This window comes from Geomonas oryzisoli, from assembly GCF_018986915.1.
GTDB lineage: Bacteria > Desulfobacterota > Desulfuromonadia > Geobacterales > Geobacteraceae > Geomonas > Geomonas oryzisoli.
Window position 1 is genome coordinate 66,389 of record NZ_CP076723.1, and the last position, 18,899, is coordinate 85,287.

An 18,899-nucleotide genomic window follows, 5' to 3' on the forward strand; every position below is an offset into this window, starting at 1 on the left:
AGCACGTGTAATGCGCCAGCGCGATAACGGTAAAACAGCAACAGGCGCCGCCTACGGTGCCGGAAGGATAGATAGATGATCGCGATCATAGATTACGGCATGGGGAACCTCCGCTCCGTGCAAAAAGGGTTCGAGAAGGTCGGCTGCGACGCCGTCGTCACCTCCGATCCCAAGGTGCTGCTGGACGCCGAGCGCGTCGTGCTCCCGGGCGTCGGGGCCTTCCGCGACTGCATCAGGAACCTCGAAGAAGGGGGCTTTGTCGAGCCGATCCTCAAGGTTATCAAGGAAGGCAAGCCCTTCCTCGGCATCTGCCTCGGTCTGCAGCTCCTCTTTACCGAGAGTGAAGAGTTCGGCATCCACAAGGGCCTGGACGTGATCCCCGGCAAGGTGCTCCGCTTCCCGGAAGGGATGCAGCAGGCGGGCGAAGACCTGAAGGTGCCGCACATGGGCTGGAACCAGCTTGACATCAAGCGCCCGTCCCCGCTGTTCCAGGGTGTCGAGCAGGGCTCCAACGTCTATTTCGTGCACTCCTACTACGTGAAGCCCGATGACGAGAGCGTGGTGGCGGCGACCACCAACTACGGCATCGACTTCTGCGCCGCCATCTGGCGCGACAACGTGGTAGCCGCCCAGTTCCACCCGGAGAAGTCCCAGGACAAGGGGCTCGCCATGCTCAAGAACTTTTCGCAGATGAAATAATCTCTGCCCGCCCGGGTCTTTGTTCCCTCCCCCGGAGGGGGAGGGTTAGGGAGGGGGATGTTTTTTCTTCCGCCAGCATAGCCCCCCACCCAGCCTCCCCCCTCCGGGGGGAGGAGATATGAAATTACCGAGGGATTGAAATGATCATTATTCCGGCAATAGATCTGAAGAACGGCTGCTGTGTCCGCTTAGAGCAGGGGCTGATGGAGAAGGACACGGTTTTCAACGACGATCCGGGCGCGCAGGCGGCCGAGTGGCAGCGCCAGGGTGGCGAGATCCTGCACATCGTCGACCTCGACGGCGCCTTCGCCGGTGAGCCGAAGAACCGCTCCGCCATCGAATCCATCGTCAAGTCCGTCACCATCCCGACCCAGCTGGGCGGCGGCATCCGCGACATCGCCACCATCGAGGCCTATCTTTCCCTCGGTATCGGACGCGTTATCATCGGCACCGCTGCTCAGAGAAACCCCGCCTTCGTGAAAGAGGCCTGCGCCAAGTTCCCGGGCAAGATCGTGGTCGGCATCGACGCCAAGAACGGCATGGTCGCCGTGCAGGGTTGGGCCGAGGTGACCGGCATCACCGCCACCGAGCTCGCCAGGCAGTTCGAAGGTGACGGCGTCTCCGCCATCATCTACACCGACATCAGCCGTGACGGCATGATGCAGGGGCCGAACATCGAAGCGACCAAAGCGCTGGCCGAAGCCATCAACATCCCGGTGATCGCTTCCGGCGGACTCTCCTCGCTGAAGGACATCGAGAACTTGATCGCCATCGAATCCTCCGGTGTCACCGGTGTCATCACCGGCAAGGCCATCTACTCCGGCGCCATCAACCTCGCCGAAGCGATAGCACTGACCAAACAAAAATAGCTTCGCCTCCTCCGGCGTACGGTCGGTCGCCGCTGCTAGTTCCCAAGCTGGAGCTTGGGAACCAGGATGGTGGAGTTGCTGCTCGTTCCCAAGCTCCAGCTTGGGAACGCAAACCCTCTGCGAAGCTCGAGCTTCGCGTAAGCTGTGGGTTCCCAAGCAGGAGCTTGGGAACCAGGACTGTGGAGTTTTCAGATGCTGACCAAAAGAATCATCCCCTGCCTGGACGTAAAAGGTGGCCGGGTAGTAAAAGGTGTCCAGTTCCTGGGCCTGCGCGATGCGGGCGACCCGGTCGAGATAGCCGAGCTGTACGACCAGCAGGGCGCTGACGAGCTGACCTTCCTCGACATCACCGCTTCCTCCGACGAGCGCGACATCATCATCGACGTGGTGCGCAGGACCGCCGAGCGCGTCTTCATGCCGCTCACCGTGGGCGGCGGGGTACGCACCGTCGACGATATCAGGCGCCTTTTGAACGCCGGGGCCGACAAGGTCTCCATCAACACCGCGGCAGTGCATCGTCCCGAGTTCGTGAACGAGGCGGCCGAGAGGTTCGGCTCGCAGTGCACCGTGGTCGCCATCGACGCCCGCTCCCGCGCCAACGGCGGCTGGGAAGTCTACACCCACGGCGGCCGCAACCCGACCGGCATCGACGCGGTCGAGTGGGCGCAGCGCATGGAAGAGCTGGGCGCGGGGGAGATCCTTCTCACCAGCATGGACCGTGACGGCACCAAGGACGGCTACGACCTGCCGCTCACCCGCGCGGTCGTTGACGCGGTCAGCATCCCGGTCATCGCCTCGGGCGGGGTCGGCGGGCTGTCGCACCTCTACGACGGTTTCACCCAGGCCGGCGCCAGCGCCTGTCTCGCCGCCTCCATCTTCCATTACCGCGAGTACACCATCGAAGAAGCCAAGACCTATCTCCGCGAGCGCGGCGTGCCGGTGAGGCTCTAACGACCGGACCAAGTCCCCTCCCCCGGAGGGGGAGGGTTAGGGAGGGGGAAGTTTTTCTTCAGCCAGCATAGCCCCCCTCCCGACCTCCCCCCTCCAGGGGGAGGAGTGATAATGCCAAGGAGCATCCTTATGGAGCAGCATAAAGACGACATCATCGCCGCGGTCTACCGCGTCATCCAGGAGCGCAAGGCCAACCCCAGCGAAAACTCCTACACCGCAAGCCTCATGGCCAAGGGTATCGACAAGATCCTCAAGAAGCTCGGCGAAGAGGCGACCGAGGTGGTCATTGCGGGTAAGGGGGGCAAGCGCGAGGAGATCGTCTATGAGACCGCCGACCTTTTCTTCCACAGCCTGGTGCTCCTCGGCTTCTACGATATCGACCCGGAAGAGGTCTACGCGGAACTCCGGCGCCGCTTCGGCATGTCCGGCATCGAGGAGAAAAACTCCCGCGTCGGATAGCCCGTTCCACAATGGCACAAATGCCTTGACAAAAAAGACCGCGATGGTATATTGCTGGTTCCTTGAATAATGTCTGCCGGCCCGTACCCACACAAGTAGTAAATCTAGCTAGAGAAGGGGGGGGAATATGAATGCCGGGAGTAAAGGTAAAAGAAACTGAACCGTTTGAGCTTGCGCTCAAGAAGTTCAAGAAGCAGTGCGAGAAAGCCGGAATCCTTTCTGAGGTCCGCAAAAGAGAGCACTACGAGAAGCCGAGCATCAAGAAGAAGAAAAAGGCCATTGCCGCTCGCAAGCGCGCTCTGAAGAAGCAGCGCAAGATGGTCGACTAAGAAAGAGGGTTTCATGCAACTGAGGGAGAGACTTAACGCGGAACTGAAGGAGGCGATGAAAAGTCGTGATACCTTGCGTTTATCTACCATCCGCATGGTACTCTCCTCGGTGAAAAACCGCGATATCGAACTCAGGCGTGAACTGAACGATAGCGAGATCACCGAAGCCATCGTTACCCTCTGCAAGCAGCGCAGGGAATCCATCCGACTCTTTAAGGAAGCAGGCAGGCAGGAGTTGGTGGATAAAGAGGAAGCGGAGCTCGCGCTCCTTATGGGCTATCTCCCCCAGCAGCTGACACGGGAAGAACTGGCCGAACTGGTGGCGAAAGTCATCGCGGAGGTCGGCGCTACCGGCGGCAAGGATATGGGCAAGGTCATGAAGGCCATCCAGCCCCAAGTCGCCGGCCGTGCAGATGGCAAACTGGTGAGCGAAGTTGTGAAGGAAAAACTCGCATGATCAATGCCCCCGGGACCAGTTCCCGGGGGAGTTTGCGGGTTTTGGGTGTCATGAGTAGGGGCGAATCGCAGCGATTCCCCCTTCTTTTGCTTTGTAGCTACTGACCAGGTGTTTGCATGATCCTTCTTGACATCCTTATCTGGGTCGTATTGCTTTTCTTTGTCGCGAAGGGGTTTTCGAAGGGGTTGGTGCGTGAGGCTTGCTCCCTGCTCGGCCTCGTCACCGGCGGCTGGGCCGCTTTCCGATACTATTCCACTCTCAGTCTGGGGATCAGGCATTTCATCAACCTCCCCCCGCAAGTCGCACAGCCGCTGGCGTTCCTCCTTATCTTCATGCTGCTCGGCATGCTTTTCTATTTCCTCGGTCATCTGCTCACCGTCGTCTTGAAAGTCATGCTCCTGGGTGGAATCAACCGCGCGGGCGGGATCGTCTTCGGTTTCCTCCAGGGTGGCTTCATACTCTGCGTGCTCCTCTACCTGGCCACCACCAAGCCGATGCCGGAGAAGGTGAAGGTCTGGATCCACGGCTCCAAGACCGCGGCCGCGTTCGCCTCGACCGGTGCGGACATCGCCGCCGGTTGGGAAGGTGCCATAGCCCAGAACAGGGAAAACCGGGACGCTAAAGAAACAAAGGAAGGCAGCGAAAGCAAAGAAGTAAAGGCGTCGACTCCGCACGGAGCGCATAAGAAATAAGGATTAACCGCAGTGTCGACGATACCGGACGAGAAGATCAGGGAAGTACGCGAGAGGGCCCCGATCCTCCAGGTTGTCTCCGACTATATGAGCCTCAAGAAGTCCGGGGCCAACTACCAGGGCGTCTGCCCCTTCCACGGCGAGAAGACCGCGTCGTTCAACGTGAACCCGGCGCGCGGCATCTTCCATTGCTTTGGTTGCGGCGTGGGCGGCAACGCCGTTGATTTCGTCATGCGCATGGAAGGGCTTTCCTTCCCGCAGGCGGTCAAGTTCCTGGCCAAGAAGGTAGGGGTGGAAATCCCCGAACGTCCGCTGACCCGCGAAGAGAAGCGCAAGGTGGACGAGCAGGAACAGGCCTACCAGATCAACGAGCTGGCCTGCGAGTTTTACCGCCGGGTGCTGGAATCGGACGAGGCGGGTGCCGCCGGCAGGGCCTACCTGGAGAAGCGCGGGGTCGATAAGAACACCGCCGCCACCTACCGCATGGGCTTCGCACCGGCGGGGTGGGACAACCTGACCAGCTTTCTGCGACGCAAGGGGATCCCGCTGGAAGCGGCCGAGAAGCTTGGCCTGCTGAGAAAGCGCGAGGGGAAGGACGGCTACTACGACACCTTCCGCAACCGTCTCCTCTTCACCATCGCGGACCTGCACGGGCGGGCCATCGGTTTCGGCGGGCGGGTCATGGACGACTCGCTCCCCAAGTACATAAACTCGCCGGAGTCCATCGTCTACCGCAAAAGCGAGGTCCTCTTCGGGGTCGACCTGGCCAAGAAGGGGATGCGGGAGAAGGGGAGCGCCATCGTGGTCGAGGGGTACTTCGATCACCTGGCACTGTACCGGGCCGGTTTCACCAACGTGGTCGCCACCTGCGGCACGGCCCTCACGCCGCCGCACGTGAAGCTTTTGCGCCGCTATGCAGACCGGGCCTTCATGCTGTTCGACGGCGACGAGGCCGGGCGCAAGGCGACGGTCCGCTCCATGGAACTGTTCCTCGAGGAAGGGTTCCCGGCGCGGGTGGTCGAAGTCCCGGCGGAGGACGACCCGGACACCTTCATCAACCGTGAAGGGGGCACCGCCTTCCAGCCGCTTTTGGACAAGGCGCTTCCCATCTTCGAGTCCTTCTACAAGGGACTCCTCAAGCGGATGGACGTGAGGAGCGTGGAGGGGAAGGTCGCCTTCGTCAACGAGGTCTCGCCCCGGCTCCAGAAGATCGGCGATCCGGTGGAGCGCGGGCTTTACGAGAAGGAGATCTGCCGGGCGCTCGGCATCGACCGCGCCATGCTGCTGCAAAAAGTGGGGATCCCCGCGCAGGTTCAGGCGCCGCGTCCGCAGCCCAAAGGGGCGCCGCAGCAGCGAGGCACCGAAGAGGTGCTGCTGACCCTGATGGTCAAGTACCCGGACGTTGTGTTAAGGGTTCGCGACCACGGCGCCGATAAGCTGTTCAGCGCAAGCCATCTGAAGCTGGCGCAGGCCATCGTGGCACAGTCGGAAACGGGGGATCTCGATCTCCCCCTGGTGTTGGAACAGATCGAGTCGCACGAGGAAAGAAGCCGTCTCTATTCACTGTTCGTGGAGGATGCACACCTTGAGGACCTTGACCCGATCAAGGCCTTTGAGCAGTGCTGCCAAGCCCTCGAACGGCGGGCGCTCAAGGGGGACGGCAAAGCTCTGGCAAGGGAACTGGCTACTGTCGACCCGGATTCCCCGAGATACTTGGAGATACTGTCTGAACTTGAGCGGTTGCGTAATAAAAAATCGAAATTACTATAGTAGGATTCAAGCGGTACCTGTGCTGGATTCAAGCTGTAGCGGAGCGTGGTAAATGGCCAAGAAAAGCATGGACGAAGTGAAGCAGCTCATCGACCTGGGCAAGGAGAAAGGTTTTCTCACCTACGAAGAGGTGAACGACCTGCTCCCCCCTGACATCGTCTCCTCCGATCAGATCGACGATGTGATGAGCATGTTTGGCGATATGGACATCGAGATCGTGGATTCCGCCCAAAAGGTGAAGATCCCCAAGATCAAGATGGACCTGGAAGAAGACGGGGAAGAGCACGAAGGCGGCGAGGGTGAAGAGGTCGAGTTCGAGCCCGGCACACTCGGCCGCACCAGCGACCCCGTACGCATGTACCTGCGCGAGATGGGTTCCGTTTCCCTTTTGACCCGTGAAGGCGAAGTCGAGATCGCCAAGAGGATCGAAGTCGGCGAGCGCGACGTGGCCAGCGTCATCCTGAACACCCCGATCACCGTGCGCGAGGTCATCTCACTGGGCGACCGTCTGCGCAAGCAGCAGATAGGCGCCATCGAGATCTCCAAGGATGTCGAGGAGGAGGTCCTGGAGGAGGGCGAAGAGGACCTGCAGGCGCTGCGTGTCCTGGGGATCATCGACGAGATCAGCGAGATGTCCCAGCGCATGGAGCAGATCCAGACTGCCCTGGAAGGCAAGGTCTCCGCCAAGGAAGGCGAGGCGCTCAACACCGAGCACGGCGAGCTGAAGGTCAAGATGGCCGAGACCCTGAAGTCCCTGCGCCTCAAAGACCGTCACATCGAGAAGATCGCCCAGCGCCTGAAGGAGCTCTCCTGCAAGGTCGACACGGTCATGCAGGAGATCGCCGAACTGGAGAAGGAAACCAGCACCGTCAAGGACGTGTTCCTGGCCGCCTTCGAAGGGCTGAAGAACGCATCCGATGCCGACTTCTCCAAGAAGATGAACATGAGCCTTGAGGAGGGGCAGAAGCTCGAGAAGCGCTACCGCTCCAGCGAAGCGAAACTGAAGAAGATCGAGCAGGAGTCCGGCTTCAAGGCGAGCGAGCTCGCCAACGCGCTGCTCGCGATCGAAGAAGGTGAGCACAAGGCCAAGCTGGCCAAAAGCGAGCTGGTCGAGGCGAACCTCCGCCTGGTCGTTTCCATCGCCAAGAAGTACACCAACCGCGGTCTCCAGTTCCTCGACCTGATCCAGGAAGGGAACATCGGCCTGATGAAGGCGGTGGACAAGTTCGAGTACCAGCGCGGCTACAAGTTCTCCACCTACGCCACCTGGTGGATCCGTCAGGCCATCACCCGCGCCATCGCGGACCAGGCCCGCACCATCCGTATCCCGGTGCACATGATCGAGACCATCAACAAACTGATCCGTACCAGCCGCCAGCTGGTGCAGGAGATCGGCCGCGAGCCCTCCCCGGAGGAGATCGCCGAGCGCATGGCGCTGCCGCTGGACAAGGTAAGGAAGGTGCTGAAGATCGCCAAGGAGCCGATCTCCCTGGAGACCCCGATCGGCGAGGAAGAAGATTCCCATCTTGGCGACTTCATCGAGGACAAGGGTGTGGTAAGCCCCCTCGAGGCGGTCATCAAGGCGAACCTTTCCGAGCAGACCTCCCGCGTGCTCTCCACCCTCACCCCGCGTGAGGAGAAGGTGCTCAGGATGCGTTTCGGCATCGGCGAGAAGAGCGACCACACCCTTGAGGAGGTCGGCCAGGACTTCGAGGTAACCCGCGAGAGGATCAGGCAGATCGAGGCCAAGGCGCTCAGGAAGCTGCGGCACCCGAGCCGGGCGAAGAAGCTGAAGAGCTTCGTAGAGTAGTCACCAAGGCCGCACCGGAATCGCCGGCGCGGCCTTTTTCTTTTTGTATCTTCCCCAGACCAGCCTTTCATCCCCTCCCCCGGAGGGGGAGGGTTAGGGAGGGGGAAGGTTCCGAGAAAAATCCCCCCTCCCAGCCTCCCCCCTCCGGGGGGAGGAGCCAGGGACAGAGGTAAGCGATGAAGAAGAAAGCGGTAATCCTGTACAGCGGCGGGCTCGATTCGACCACCTGCATGGCCATCGCCCGTCACCAGGGCTTCGAGCCCTACGCCATGAGCTTCAGCTACGGGCAGCGCCACCAGCACGAAGTGGCTCTCGCCAAGCAGAACGCGCGCCCGATGGGGGCCGTGGACCACATGCTGGTCGAATTTGATTTACGAATGATGGGTGGCAGCGCCCTCACCTCCGATATCGCGGTCCCCAAGGAAGGTGTCGGGGAGGAGATCCCGGTCACCTACGTGCCGGCCAGGAACACCATCTTCCTTTCCTTTGCACTGGGCTGGGCGGAAACGCTCGGGGCCTTCGACATCTTCATCGGTGTCAACGCCCTCGACTACTCCGGCTACCCCGACTGCCGTCCCGAGTATATCGCCGCCTACGAGGCGATGGCGAACCTCGCCACCAAGGCGGGCGTGGAAGGAAAGAAAATGACCATCCACACGCCGCTCATCAGCCTGACCAAGGCCGAAATCATCAAGACCGGCCTGACGCTCGGTGTCGACTACGGCAAGACCCATTCCTGCTACGACCCCACCGAGGACGGCGCCGCCTGCGGCCTGTGCGACTCCTGCCGCCTGCGCCTGAAAGGGTTCGCGGAGCTGGGCGTCACCGATCCGGTCCGGTACGTCAAAAGGTAGAGACAGGCCTCTCGAAGATAGACAACGACTCCCGCTGCCTAGCCTGGCTCCCCCTCCCTTGACGGGAGGGGGCCGGGGGGGTGGGTGAAGTTGCCATGTGCAATGCAGTTTGCGGATTCCCCCACCCCCTAACCCCCTCCCGCAAGGGGAGGGGGGAGCAAGTTATCCAGAGCCTGAGGAAAAGGCATGAGCAAAGATATGGAGCAGAAGAAAGAAGGCAAGACCCTCACCGACGTGCAGTTGACCCGCGACACGCGCAACATCCCCATCGGAAAGGTGGGCGTCAAGGACGTCTCCTATCCCATCGTGGTGATGGACAAAAACAAGAAGTTCCAGAACACCATCGCGCGCATCAACATGTATGTCGACCTCCCGCACCACTTCAAGGGAACCCACATGAGCCGTTTCGTGGAGATCCTGAACAAGTACCGGGAGGACATCGCCCTCGACAAACTGGAGGTGATCCTCTCCACCATGAAGGAGAAACTGGGGGCCTCCAACGCGCACCTGGAGATGGAATTCCCCTACTTCGTGGAGAAGAAGGCGCCGGTTTCCAAGGCCAAGAGCCTCATGGAGTACACCTGCACCTTCAGCGCCTCGCTGTCCGACCATTTCGATTTCGTGCTGACAATCAAGGTGCCGGTCACCTCGCTGTGCCCCTGCAGCAAGGAACTTTCCAGCTACGGCGCCCATAACCAGCGCTCGATCATGACCGTCCAGGTCCGCTACAGCGAATTCATCTGGATCGAGGACCTCATCGACCTCATCGAAGAGTGCGGTTCCTCCCCTGTGTATTCCCTGCTCAAGCGCGAGGACGAGAAGTTCGTCACCGAACGAGCCTACGAGAATCCCCGTTTCGTTGAGGATATGGTGCGCGAGGCGACGGTGCGCCTGCTATCTATGGAAAATATCACATGGTTTTCCGTCGAAGCGGAGAACTTCGAGTCCATCCACAAACACTCCGCCTACGCCGCCATCGAGAGAAAAAAGGGGTAGCCGGACCGGTAAAGTCAACAGCTTGACTGGTTCCGTCTGTGGATAACTTTGTTGAAAAGTGGGAAAATTGTGGACAAGTCTAGCTTTTACCCCTTCATTTAACTCCCTTAAGGTTTCTTTCTCTAATGAAACGCGCGCTCGCCATCTTCGCCAAGACACCGCTGCCGGGACGGGTGAAGACCCGTCTCACGCCTCCCTTGTCGCCGCCCCAGGCGGCCGAGCTTTACCGCTGCATGCTGCTGGACATCATCGAGCGCGCGGCCGGGCTTGAGGCGGACATCGTGATCTTTTACGAGGGGAGCGCGGAGTTCTTCAGGAAGGCCGCGCCGGATGCGCTCCTGGTGCACCAGAGCACGGGCGGGTTGGGCCTGCGCCTGGAGCATGCTTTTGAAGAACTGAGCGGGCGAGGATACGGCGCTCGCGTGGTGATAGGAACCGATTCCCCCGATCTCCCCATTGCCTTCATCGAGGAGGCGTTCCGGAACCTTGAACAGGGCAGCGACGCGGTCTTTGGTCCGGCAGATGACGGCGGGTATTACCTGGTGGGAGTCAAAGCCGGCTACGGTGCCCTGTTCCAGGACATCCCCTGGTCCAGTGAAAGGGTGCTGGAGACGAGTCTCAGGCAGGCACAAACCTCGGGGCTGACCGCAGCGCTGCTCACTTCCTGGTATGACGTCGACAGCTATGAAGATCTGCTCCGTCCGAGCCTCCTGGACCCTGCCAACGGCGCGCCCCGCACGCGCGCGTTCGTAGCGGCCCTCGACCTTGCCGCACCGCTTGCCGCCGACGCGATCTGACGGCGCGCGAAGTTGACAAGGTTCCCAGACCTGTTTTGATCTATGGCGTGGCGCGGACCGCGCCTTTGTCGTTTATCCCCTCTCCCTCCGGGAGAGGGCTAGGATGAGGGCGTTGCCCAGAGCAGATTGTCTGAGCCGGCAGAGCCCTCACCGTTGGGCACCCTCTCCCTGAGGGAGAGGGACTATCGGAAGATTGTCACCAATCAGGAAGGTTTATATATGTCGCTTTCCCACATCCAGATCCTGAACGAGGTGTTCGGCTTCAAATCCTTCCGGCCGCGCCAGCAGGAGATCGTGGAGACGGTGCTCTCCGGTAAGGATGCCTTCGTGCTGATGCCGACCGGTGGCGGCAAATCCCTCTGCTACCAGGTCCCCGCCCTTTGCCTTCCGGGCACCGCCCTCATCGTCTCTCCGCTGATCTCGTTGATGAAGGATCAGGTAGATGCGCTGCGCGAGAACGGCGTCGCCGCTGCCTGCTACAACTCCGCTCTCGGCGAGGCCGAGGCACGTCGGGTGCTGGCCGAGTTTCACGCCGGGGAGTTGAAGCTCCTCTACGTGGCACCGGAGCGGCTGCTCTCAGACGGTTTCATCGACCGCATCAAGGCCCTCCCCATTTCCCTCTTTGCCGTCGATGAGGCCCACTGCGTCTCGCAATGGGGGCACGACTTCCGTCCCGAGTACGCACAACTTGGCATGCTGCGCGAGATCTTCCCGCAGATCCCGATGATCGCGCTCACCGCGACGGCCGACGCACAGACCCGCGGCGACATCCTCTCCCGGCTCGGGCTCCAGGACGCCACCTGCTTCTGCACCGGTTTCGACCGCCCCAACATCCGCTACAGCGTCGTGGAAAAGAACAAGCCGTTCAGCCAGCTGACGGCCTTTTTATCGACCCGGAAGGACGAGGCGGGGATCGTCTATGCCCTGTCCCGCAAACGGGTCGAGGAGGTGGCAAGGAAGCTGTGCGAGGCGGGCGTGAAGGCGGCCGCCTATCACGCGGGGCTGCCCGACAAGGAGCGCCACGAGGTCCAGGAGGCGTTTCTGAGGGATGACGTGAAGGTCGTGGTTGCGACGGTCGCCTTCGGGATGGGGATCGACAAGTCCAACGTCCGCTTCGTCGTTCACTACGACATGCCCAAGAGCATCGAGAGCTACTACCAGGAAACCGGCCGCGCCGGCCGCGACGGGCTTCCCGCCGACGCGCTGTTGCTGTTTGGTTACGGAGACATCGCGGTGGCCCGGGGGCTGATCGGCAACGGCGGCAACGAGGAGCAGAACCGGATCGAGCTGCACAAGTTGAACTGCATGGTGGGCTTTGCCGAGGCGCAGACCTGCCGGCGCCAGGTGCTCTTGGGATACTTCGGTGACAGCCTGGCCGCCGGGTGCGGCAACTGCGACATCTGCGAGAGCCCGCCCGAGCGTTTCGACGGGACAGAGGATGCCCGTAAGGCGCTCTCCTGCGTCTACCGGGTCGGTCAGCGTTTCGGCATGGGGCACGTCATCGACGTGTTGCGGGGATCGCAAAACCAGAGGATCCACGAGCTGAAGCACGACCAGCTCTCCACCTTTGGCATCGGCAAGCACCATTCCCAGGAGGTGTGGGGCAACCTCCTACGTCAGTTGATACACCTGGGTTACCTGGAGCAGGACCTGGCCAATTTTTCGGTGCTGAAGCTGACGGAAAAGGCGCGGCCGCTGTTGCGGGGGGATATGGCGCTGGAGTTGGCCAAGCCGAGGGATACCAGGGTGGTCGAGAAGAAGACCGCAGCCAGGAAGCCCAATTATGACGGCGAGCTCTTCGGCGAACTGCGGGAGCTGCGCAAGCAGATTGCCGATGAGCAGCAGGTGCCGCCGTACGTCGTCTTCCCCGACGCGACACTCGCCGAGATGGCGGCGCACATGCCCAAGGACAAGTGGGAGCTGTTGAAGATCACCGGCGTCGGCCAGCACAAACTCGCCCGTTACGGCGACGCCTTCCTTCGGGTGATAAAGGCACACCAAAACCATTAGCCACGGAGAAAGTCTGAAAAAAACGGAGAGAGGCTAAGAACTCGGATTAACCTTTAACAACGAGAAAGTCTGAGGACATCTGAGAGAGACAAAAAGAAAAGGGGACAGGATACCTTATGGAAAAGTAGCCTGTCCCCTGTCCCTAATCCGTTTTAGATCCGCTCAGATTTCCTCAGATTTTATCCGTGGCCAATGGTTTTAGCTTTTTACTTAATCACCTCAATCTGATACCCGCACTTCGTCAGGTGCCGGGTCACCTCCTGGATGTGCTCCGTGCCGCGGGTCTCCAACTCGACCAACACCTCGGTCTTGCCGATCGGCAAGGACTCGGAGCGCCGATCATGGGTAATAATGGAGATGTTGGCCCTCGCCTCGGCGATCTCGGCCGCGAGCCGCGCCAGCGCACCCGGCACGTCGTCCAGTTCCACCTTCAGCTTCAGATAGCGCCCCGCCGCCAGCAGACCTCGCTCCACGACCACCGCGATGGTCTTCACGTCGATGTTCCCGCCCGACAAAAGCACCACCGTCTTGCCGGTGATCTTCTTCACCTTGCCGTTCAGGAGCGCCGCCAGGCCGACCGCGCCGGCACCCTCCACCATTAGCTTGTTGCGCTCCATGAGCGACACGATGGCAAGCGCGATCTCTTCTTCGTCCACCAACACGATCTCATCCACATAGTCCCGCACCACCGGAAAGGTGTTGCTGCCGGCAGTTTTTACCGCGATGCCGTCGGCAAGGCTGGCGCGAATCGGGATGGTAAGAACCTCGCCCGCTTTCACCGCCTGGCGCATGGAGGGGGCCGCCGCTGACTCGACGCCGATGACGCGCACATGGGGATGGGTTTCTTTGATGGCGCGGGCAATCCCGGCGATCAGGCCCCCACCGCCGATCGGCACCAGCACGTTGGCCAGATCGGGAATGTCCTCCAGCAGTTCCAGCCCGATGGTCCCCTGACCTGCCATCACCAGCGGGTCGTTGAAGGGATGCACGAACAGGGCTCCGGTCTGCTCGGCCTGCCTCAGCGCGGCGGCGCAGGCCTCATCGAAATTTTTCCCCTCCAGGACCACCTCCGCGCCGTAGTCGCGGGTGGCGAACACCTTCTGCGGCGGCGTGCTTTCCGGCATGTAGACCACTGCCTTCACGCCGAGCAGATCCGCGGAGAAGGCGACGCCCTGGGCATGGTTGCCTGCCGAGGCCGTGATCACGCCGCCGGCTAGGGCGTCGCGCGACTGGGCCGTCATGAAATTGAGCGCGCCGCGGATCTTGAAGGCGCCGGTGCGCTGCAGGTTTTCGCACTTGAAATAGAGGGGGATGCCGAGTCGTTCGCTGAAGTGGTGGGCTTGGATCAGTTCGGTGCGACGGACCCTTTTTTTCAGGCGTTGGGCCGCGTCGAGAATCAGGTTGTAATCGAGCATCTAAAGGTTTCCGTTCGCAGGTTAATGTGTGTGATCGTGGTCGTCGCAGTGATGGTGCCCCTGGCACGTGCCGTGCGGGTGGTGGTGCGGGTGCGCGTGGGCATGCGCCAGCGACGCGGCGCGGGGACGATGTCGGAACTGCTTGGCCCCCTGCACCTCGGTGCAGCGGGCGCTCTCGACCTGCAGCGTGGTGTGGGAGATGTGGAAATGTTGGAACAGCTTCTCCTCGATCTTGCGCAGGATCTCCCCTTGGTCGCTGGTTGAACAATCGGGGATGACCACATGCGCCGAGAGGGCGATGATGTGGGAGCAGATGGTCCAGATGTTCAGGTGGTGCACCTCGGCCACCCCTTCCACCTCCCGCATGGCGAAGGCGACCTGGTTGATGTCGATGCCGCGCGGAACCCCCTCAAGGAGGATATGTACCGACTCGCGTATGACCCGCCACGACCCCCAGAAGATGATGAAGCCGATGCCGACCGAGATGATGGCGTCGAGAAGGTACCAGTTGGTGAAATACATGATGATGCCGCCCACGATGACCCCGACCGAGGCGGCAGCGTCGCCGATCACGTGCAAGAAGGCGCTGTGGACGTTCAAGTCGTCGTGCGAGTGCGAGTGCAGCGCGCCGGCGGAGAGCAGGTTCATGGCCAGGCCCACGGCAGCGATGATCAGCATCTCGAGGCTCTTTACCGCCTGCGGCTGCATCATGCGCTCTACGGCCTCGTAGCAGATGATGCCGGCGATGAGAAAGACGGTGGTGCCATTGATGAAAGAGGCGAAGACCTCGGTGCGGTGCCAGCCGAAGGTCCGGGTGTCGCTGACGGGATAGGAGGCGAGCTTGATGGCGCCCAGCGAGAGCAGCAGGGCGAACAGGTCGAGGAACACGTGCGCCGCATCGGAAAGGAGGGCGAGCGAGTTGGTCCAGATGCCGCCGACCAGCTCCGCGACCAGGGTCAGCGAGGTGAGCAGGATGGCATACTTGAAGCGTCCGGTTATGCTCTGGTCCAGGTGGCTGTCGGCATGGGCGTGCATAGCGTATCTCGATGGGGAGGGGCCGAAGCCCCTCACTCCCGGTTAGAAGCTCAACCCGGCCTTAAGCGAATAGATCGGGCGTTGCTGGTACTCAACCTCGGCGGTGATGCCGATCAGTGGCAGCGGCGAGAACTTGACCCCGCCGAAGACGCGAGGCTGGAAGACGTCCTCGGACTTGAGAGTCGGGGCCAGGGCCTTCAGGTGCCCTTTTGCCTCACTGTTCACCCACACCCCGCCGACCCCGGCGTAAGGCGTGAGGATCAGGAACCCCTTGCTGATGGAAGCGTCGATGCCGGCGGTCTGCAGGTCAAGGTCGTTGACGCCGGAAAGCCTGCTGTAGGTGGCTCTCACCCCAAGGGCGGGCGTCGCCGCGGTTCCTTCCAGGATCGCCTTGCTCACCTCCAAGCCCCAGAGCTTTATGTTGGAATCGGGTACATAGGAGTACATGGCGCCCACGTCGATCCCCATGGGGAGCCCTTTCCTGGCGCGCAGCTTCGGAATCGCGAGGAACGAAGGAGCGTCGTTGCGGTATGCATCCTTCCAGTAGCTGCTGTTGCTGATGTCAATCGCCGAGAGCTCGACGCCGACGTCGAAGCCGGTGATTCCGAGCGGCTCGGCGGGGGCGACGTTTTTGTAAGAGATGGCGGCACCCGCCTCCCTGGTCAGGTCCCTGAACTCCTTCTGCGTCAGCGGTGAGGTGAAGCTTATGTCCCTGGCCATCGCCTGCGCGGCAGTAAAAAGACCGACCGACAAGGCCAGTAAAACGGCAACCTTTTTCATGTTTTCCCCCTTTTCATTATACTGAGCAATGGGTTGAATCTTAGCAGAGCTGCCTATCGGGGTCAATCGCTTACCCGCCTGGCGCCTTGCAATTTTAACTATATACTGTTATCTTTCCGGCAAATTTCTGTCGGAGGTCTGTACACATGGAACCGATTCACCATCGTCTCATCATATTAGGGTCAGGTCCTGCGGGGTACACTGCCGCGATCTACGCGGCGCGCGCCAACCTGAACCCTGTCCTCATAACCGGGCTGCAACAGGGGGGGCAGTTGATGACGACGACCGAGGTGGATAACTGGCCCGGCGACCCGGAAGGGGTGATGGGGCCCGAGCTGATGGAACGGATGCGCCAGCACGCCGAGCGCTTCGGTGCCGAGTTCATCTTCGACCACATCAACAAGGCTCAGGTCACCAAGCCTCCCTTCGTCCTGGAAGGCGACAGCGGCAGCTACAGCTGCGACGCGCTCATCATCGCCACCGGCGCCTCCGCGAAGTACCTGGGGCTTCCGTCCGAGCACGCCTTCAAGGGTAAGGGTGTGTCCGCCTGCGCGACCTGCGACGGCTTCTTTTACCGAAACAAACCGGTCGCCGTCATCGGCGGCGGCAGCACGGCGGTTGAAGAGGCGCTGTACCTCTCCAACATCGCAAGCCACGTGACGGTGGTGCACAGAAGGGACAAATTCCGCGCCGAAAAGATCCTGGCCGACCGGTTGATCGAGAAGACCAAGAACGGCAACGTCACCATTGAGTGGAACCACCAGCTGGAAGAGGTGATCGGGGACGAGTCCGGCGTCACCGGGGTCAGGCTGCGCCACAAGAGCGGCTCGGACAAGCTGATCGACGTGCACGGCTGCTTCATCGCCATCGGGCACCAGCCCAACACCCACATCTTCGAAGGCCAGCTCGAGATGGACGAGGGGTACATCCGCACCAACTGCGGCTACGAGGGGAACACGACCGCCACCAGCACCCCCGGTGTCTTCGCCGCCGGCGACGTCCAGGACAGGAACTACAAACAGGCGATCACCTCCGCCGGCACCGGCTGCATGGCCGCCCTCGACGCCGACCGTTATCTGGAAATGCTCAAAGGCTGATTGAGGGGACTGATTGAGGGGACTGGCTCCGCCAGGTGCCTGTCCCCTTTGCCCCCGCTAAACCAGAAGCAGCGCACCACCGCAGCCACCGCACGAACTCACCCTTCACCGTTAGTTGGGGGTTCTCATGCTTGCCAAGGTTCTCGCCAGCGCGCTCTTAGGCATTGATGCCATCCTGGTCGACGTGGAAGTCGACATCGCCCAGGGACTCCCCCAACTTGCCACCGTCGGTCTCCCCGATGGCGCAGTCAAGGAGAGCAAGGACCGCGTCAAGGCCGCCCTCAAGAATTCCGGCTACGATTTCCCCAACCGCAAGATCACCGTCAACCTGGCCCCCGCCGACGTCAAGAAGGAGGGGGCTTCCTTCGATCTCCCCATCTCCATCGGCATCCTTGCCGCCACCGGCGCGGTGAAAGAAGAGCAGCTCCAGCGCTATATCCTCCTGGGCGAACTGTCGCTGGACGGCGGCGTCAAGCCCGTGCGCGGCTGCCTTTCGGTCGCGGTCGCCGCGCGCGAGGCGGGACTTGCCGGCATCATCATCCCGGCGGAGAACCTCTGCGAGGGGGGTGTCGTCGAGGGGGTAGAGGTGATCGGCGTCACCGAGCTCTCCCAGGTGGTCGAGTTCCTGAACGGCAACCTCGTCATTCCCCCGTACCGCGCCGACGTCGAAGCCCTCTTCAGCCAGGGGTGCGAGGCCGGCGACGACTTTTCCGAGGTGAAGGGGCAGGAGCACGCCAAGCGCGCCCTGGAGGTCGCCGCAGCGGGGTCGCACAATCTACTTATGATAGGTCCGCCGGGATCGGGAAAGACCATGCTGGCCCGGCGCATCCCCTCCATCCTGCCCCCGATGCTCTTTGAGGAGGCGATCGAGACCACCAAGGTCTACAGCGTCATGGGGCTATTGGAGCGGGACCACGCGCTCATCTCCACCCGTCCCTTCCGTTCGCCGCACCATACCATCTCCGACGTGGGGCTCATCGGCGGCAGCAACACGCCCAAGCCGGGGGAGGTATCCCTGTCCCACAACGGTGTCCTGTTTTTGGACGAGCTGCCCGAGTTCAAGCAGCACGTCCTGGAAGTGCTGCGCCAGCCGATGGAGGACGGCCGGGTCACCATCTCCCGGGCGCTTTCCTCGGTCACCTATCCCTCCCGTATCATGCTGGTCGCTGCCATGAACCCCTGCCCCTGCGGCTACCTCTCCGACCCCGTGCACCAGTGTTCCTGCACCCCCCTCATGATCCACCGTTACCGCTCTCGCGTTTCCGGCCCGCTGCTGGACCGGATAGACATCCACATCGAAGTGCCCGCGGTGAAGTACCGTGACCTGGCTGACCGGGGCGAGAGCGAGAGTTCCGCCGCCATTGCCGCGCGCGTGGCGCAGTCCAGGGAAGTGCAGAAGGAGCGCTTCAAGGGGACCAAGGTGAGGAGCAATGCCCAGATGACCGCCCGGATGATCCGCAAGTTCTGTGAGCCCGACGAGGCGGGGAGCAGGATGCTCGAAGTGGTCACCGACCGTCTCGGCCTCTCCGCCAGGAGCTACACTAGGATCCTGAAGGTAGCCCGCACCATCGCCGACCTCGAAGGCGCTTCCAGCATCGCCGAACATCACATCTCCGAAGCGATCCAGTACCGCAGTCTGGACAGGAAGACCTAAGGGGACTGGCGCCAGATGCCCTGTCCCCCTTACCTTGGCAGATTAGACGGTCTGCCCCCCCTCGATGTCGTCAGGCTCATCGGTAATTTGATAACTCGAAAGGCTGAGCCTCCAGCCTAGGGAGTAATTTGAAAAAGTAAAAGGCTGAGCCTCCGGCGCTGGGAGTAAATTGAAAACGAAGAAGGCTGAGCCTCCAGCCTAGAGAGTAATTTGAAAAAGCAAAAG

The 18,899-nt window shown here is 61.4% G+C and carries 18 protein-coding genes; 15 read left to right on the forward strand and 3 right to left on the reverse strand.

What is annotated here, in order from left to right; translation table 11 throughout:
• Positions 1 to 75 precede the first annotated feature (75 nt).
• From hisH to recQ, 13 genes are all read left to right on the forward strand, one after another.
• Positions 76 to 699, forward strand: coding sequence for an imidazole glycerol phosphate synthase subunit HisH (gene hisH / locus KP004_RS00270; protein WP_216800413.1), 624 nt, complete (start codon positions 76 to 78; stop codon positions 697 to 699).
• Between the two features lie 140 nt (positions 700 to 839).
• Positions 840 to 1,568: a 1-(5-phosphoribosyl)-5-[(5-phosphoribosylamino)methylideneamino]imidazole-4-carboxamide isomerase gene (gene hisA / locus KP004_RS00275; RefSeq protein ID WP_216800414.1), complete on the forward strand. Its 729-nt coding sequence runs from the start codon at positions 840 to 842 to the stop codon at positions 1,566 to 1,568.
• Positions 1,569 to 1,760: 192 nt separating this feature from the next.
• Entirely contained in the window at positions 1,761 to 2,519 is a 759-nt protein-coding gene (gene hisF / locus KP004_RS00280) for an imidazole glycerol phosphate synthase subunit HisF (RefSeq protein WP_199395663.1), read from the forward strand.
• Positions 2,520 to 2,648: 129 nt separating this feature from the next.
• On the forward strand, positions 2,649 to 2,978 hold the full coding sequence (locus KP004_RS00285; protein WP_199391170.1) for a phosphoribosyl-ATP diphosphatase: 330 nt from the start codon (positions 2,649 to 2,651) through the stop codon (positions 2,976 to 2,978).
• A 131-nt stretch (positions 2,979 to 3,109) separates the two neighbouring features.
• Entirely contained in the window at positions 3,110 to 3,307 is a 198-nt protein-coding gene (gene rpsU, locus KP004_RS00290; RefSeq protein WP_183349251.1) for a 30S ribosomal protein S21, read from the forward strand.
• Positions 3,308 to 3,320: 13 nt separating this feature from the next.
• Positions 3,321 to 3,764 (forward strand): GatB/YqeY domain-containing protein, encoded by a 444-nt coding sequence (locus KP004_RS00295; RefSeq protein WP_216800415.1) that lies wholly within the window; start codon positions 3,321 to 3,323, stop codon positions 3,762 to 3,764.
• A gap of 116 nt (positions 3,765 to 3,880) precedes the next feature.
• Positions 3,881 to 4,456: a CvpA family protein gene (locus KP004_RS00300; protein WP_216800416.1), complete on the forward strand. Its 576-nt coding sequence runs from the start codon at positions 3,881 to 3,883 to the stop codon at positions 4,454 to 4,456.
• A gap of 12 nt (positions 4,457 to 4,468) precedes the next feature.
• The gene (gene dnaG / locus KP004_RS00305; protein WP_216800417.1) at positions 4,469 to 6,226 is read left to right on the forward strand and encodes a DNA primase; all 1,758 of its coding nucleotides are present in this window, start codon (positions 4,469 to 4,471) and stop codon (positions 6,224 to 6,226) included.
• 52 nt (positions 6,227 to 6,278) lie between these two features.
• On the forward strand, positions 6,279 to 8,036 hold the full coding sequence (gene rpoD, locus KP004_RS00310; RefSeq protein WP_216800418.1) for an RNA polymerase sigma factor RpoD: 1,758 nt from the start codon (positions 6,279 to 6,281) through the stop codon (positions 8,034 to 8,036).
• Between the two features lie 176 nt (positions 8,037 to 8,212).
• Positions 8,213 to 8,890, forward strand: a complete 678-nt coding sequence (gene queC / locus KP004_RS00315) for a 7-cyano-7-deazaguanine synthase QueC (RefSeq protein ID WP_199391174.1) — start codon at positions 8,213 to 8,215, stop codon at positions 8,888 to 8,890.
• 198 nt (positions 8,891 to 9,088) lie between these two features.
• On the forward strand, positions 9,089 to 9,886 hold the full coding sequence (gene folE2 / locus KP004_RS00320; RefSeq protein ID WP_216802316.1) for a GTP cyclohydrolase FolE2: 798 nt from the start codon (positions 9,089 to 9,091) through the stop codon (positions 9,884 to 9,886).
• 125 nt (positions 9,887 to 10,011) lie between these two features.
• Positions 10,012 to 10,683, forward strand: coding sequence for a TIGR04282 family arsenosugar biosynthesis glycosyltransferase (locus KP004_RS00325; RefSeq protein ID WP_216800419.1), 672 nt, complete (start codon positions 10,012 to 10,014; stop codon positions 10,681 to 10,683).
• A gap of 219 nt (positions 10,684 to 10,902) precedes the next feature.
• Positions 10,903 to 12,693 (forward strand): DNA helicase RecQ, encoded by a 1,791-nt coding sequence (gene recQ / locus KP004_RS00330; RefSeq protein WP_216800420.1) that lies wholly within the window; start codon positions 10,903 to 10,905, stop codon positions 12,691 to 12,693.
• Positions 12,694 to 12,899: 206 nt separating this feature from the next.
• Here recQ and ilvA read toward each other — a convergent pair whose 3' ends face one another.
• From ilvA to KP004_RS00345, 3 genes are read right to left on the reverse strand one after another with little or no spacing between them, the layout of a single operon-like run.
• Positions 12,900 to 14,108 carry a threonine ammonia-lyase gene (gene ilvA / locus KP004_RS00335; protein ID WP_216800421.1) on the reverse strand — a complete coding sequence of 403 codons (1,209 nt, stop codon included), beginning with the start codon at positions 14,106 to 14,108 and terminating at the stop codon, positions 12,900 to 12,902.
• Positions 14,109 to 14,129: 21 nt separating this feature from the next.
• Complete coding sequence (locus KP004_RS00340) at positions 14,130 to 15,143, reverse strand: cation diffusion facilitator family transporter (protein WP_216800422.1); 1,014 nt, start codon at positions 15,141 to 15,143, stop codon at positions 14,130 to 14,132.
• Between the two features lie 42 nt (positions 15,144 to 15,185).
• Entirely contained in the window at positions 15,186 to 15,923 is a 738-nt protein-coding gene (locus KP004_RS00345) for a hypothetical protein (RefSeq protein WP_216800423.1), read from the reverse strand.
• A 146-nt stretch (positions 15,924 to 16,069) separates the two neighbouring features.
• Between KP004_RS00345 and trxB the strand changes: the two genes are divergently transcribed.
• Positions 16,070 to 17,020, forward strand: a complete 951-nt coding sequence (trxB, locus tag KP004_RS00350; RefSeq protein ID WP_216800424.1) for a thioredoxin-disulfide reductase — start codon at positions 16,070 to 16,072, stop codon at positions 17,018 to 17,020.
• A gap of 127 nt (positions 17,021 to 17,147) precedes the next feature.
• On the forward strand, positions 17,148 to 18,674 hold the full coding sequence (locus tag KP004_RS00355; protein WP_216800425.1) for a YifB family Mg chelatase-like AAA ATPase: 1,527 nt from the start codon (positions 17,148 to 17,150) through the stop codon (positions 18,672 to 18,674).
• Positions 18,675 to 18,899: the final 225 nt, after the last annotated feature.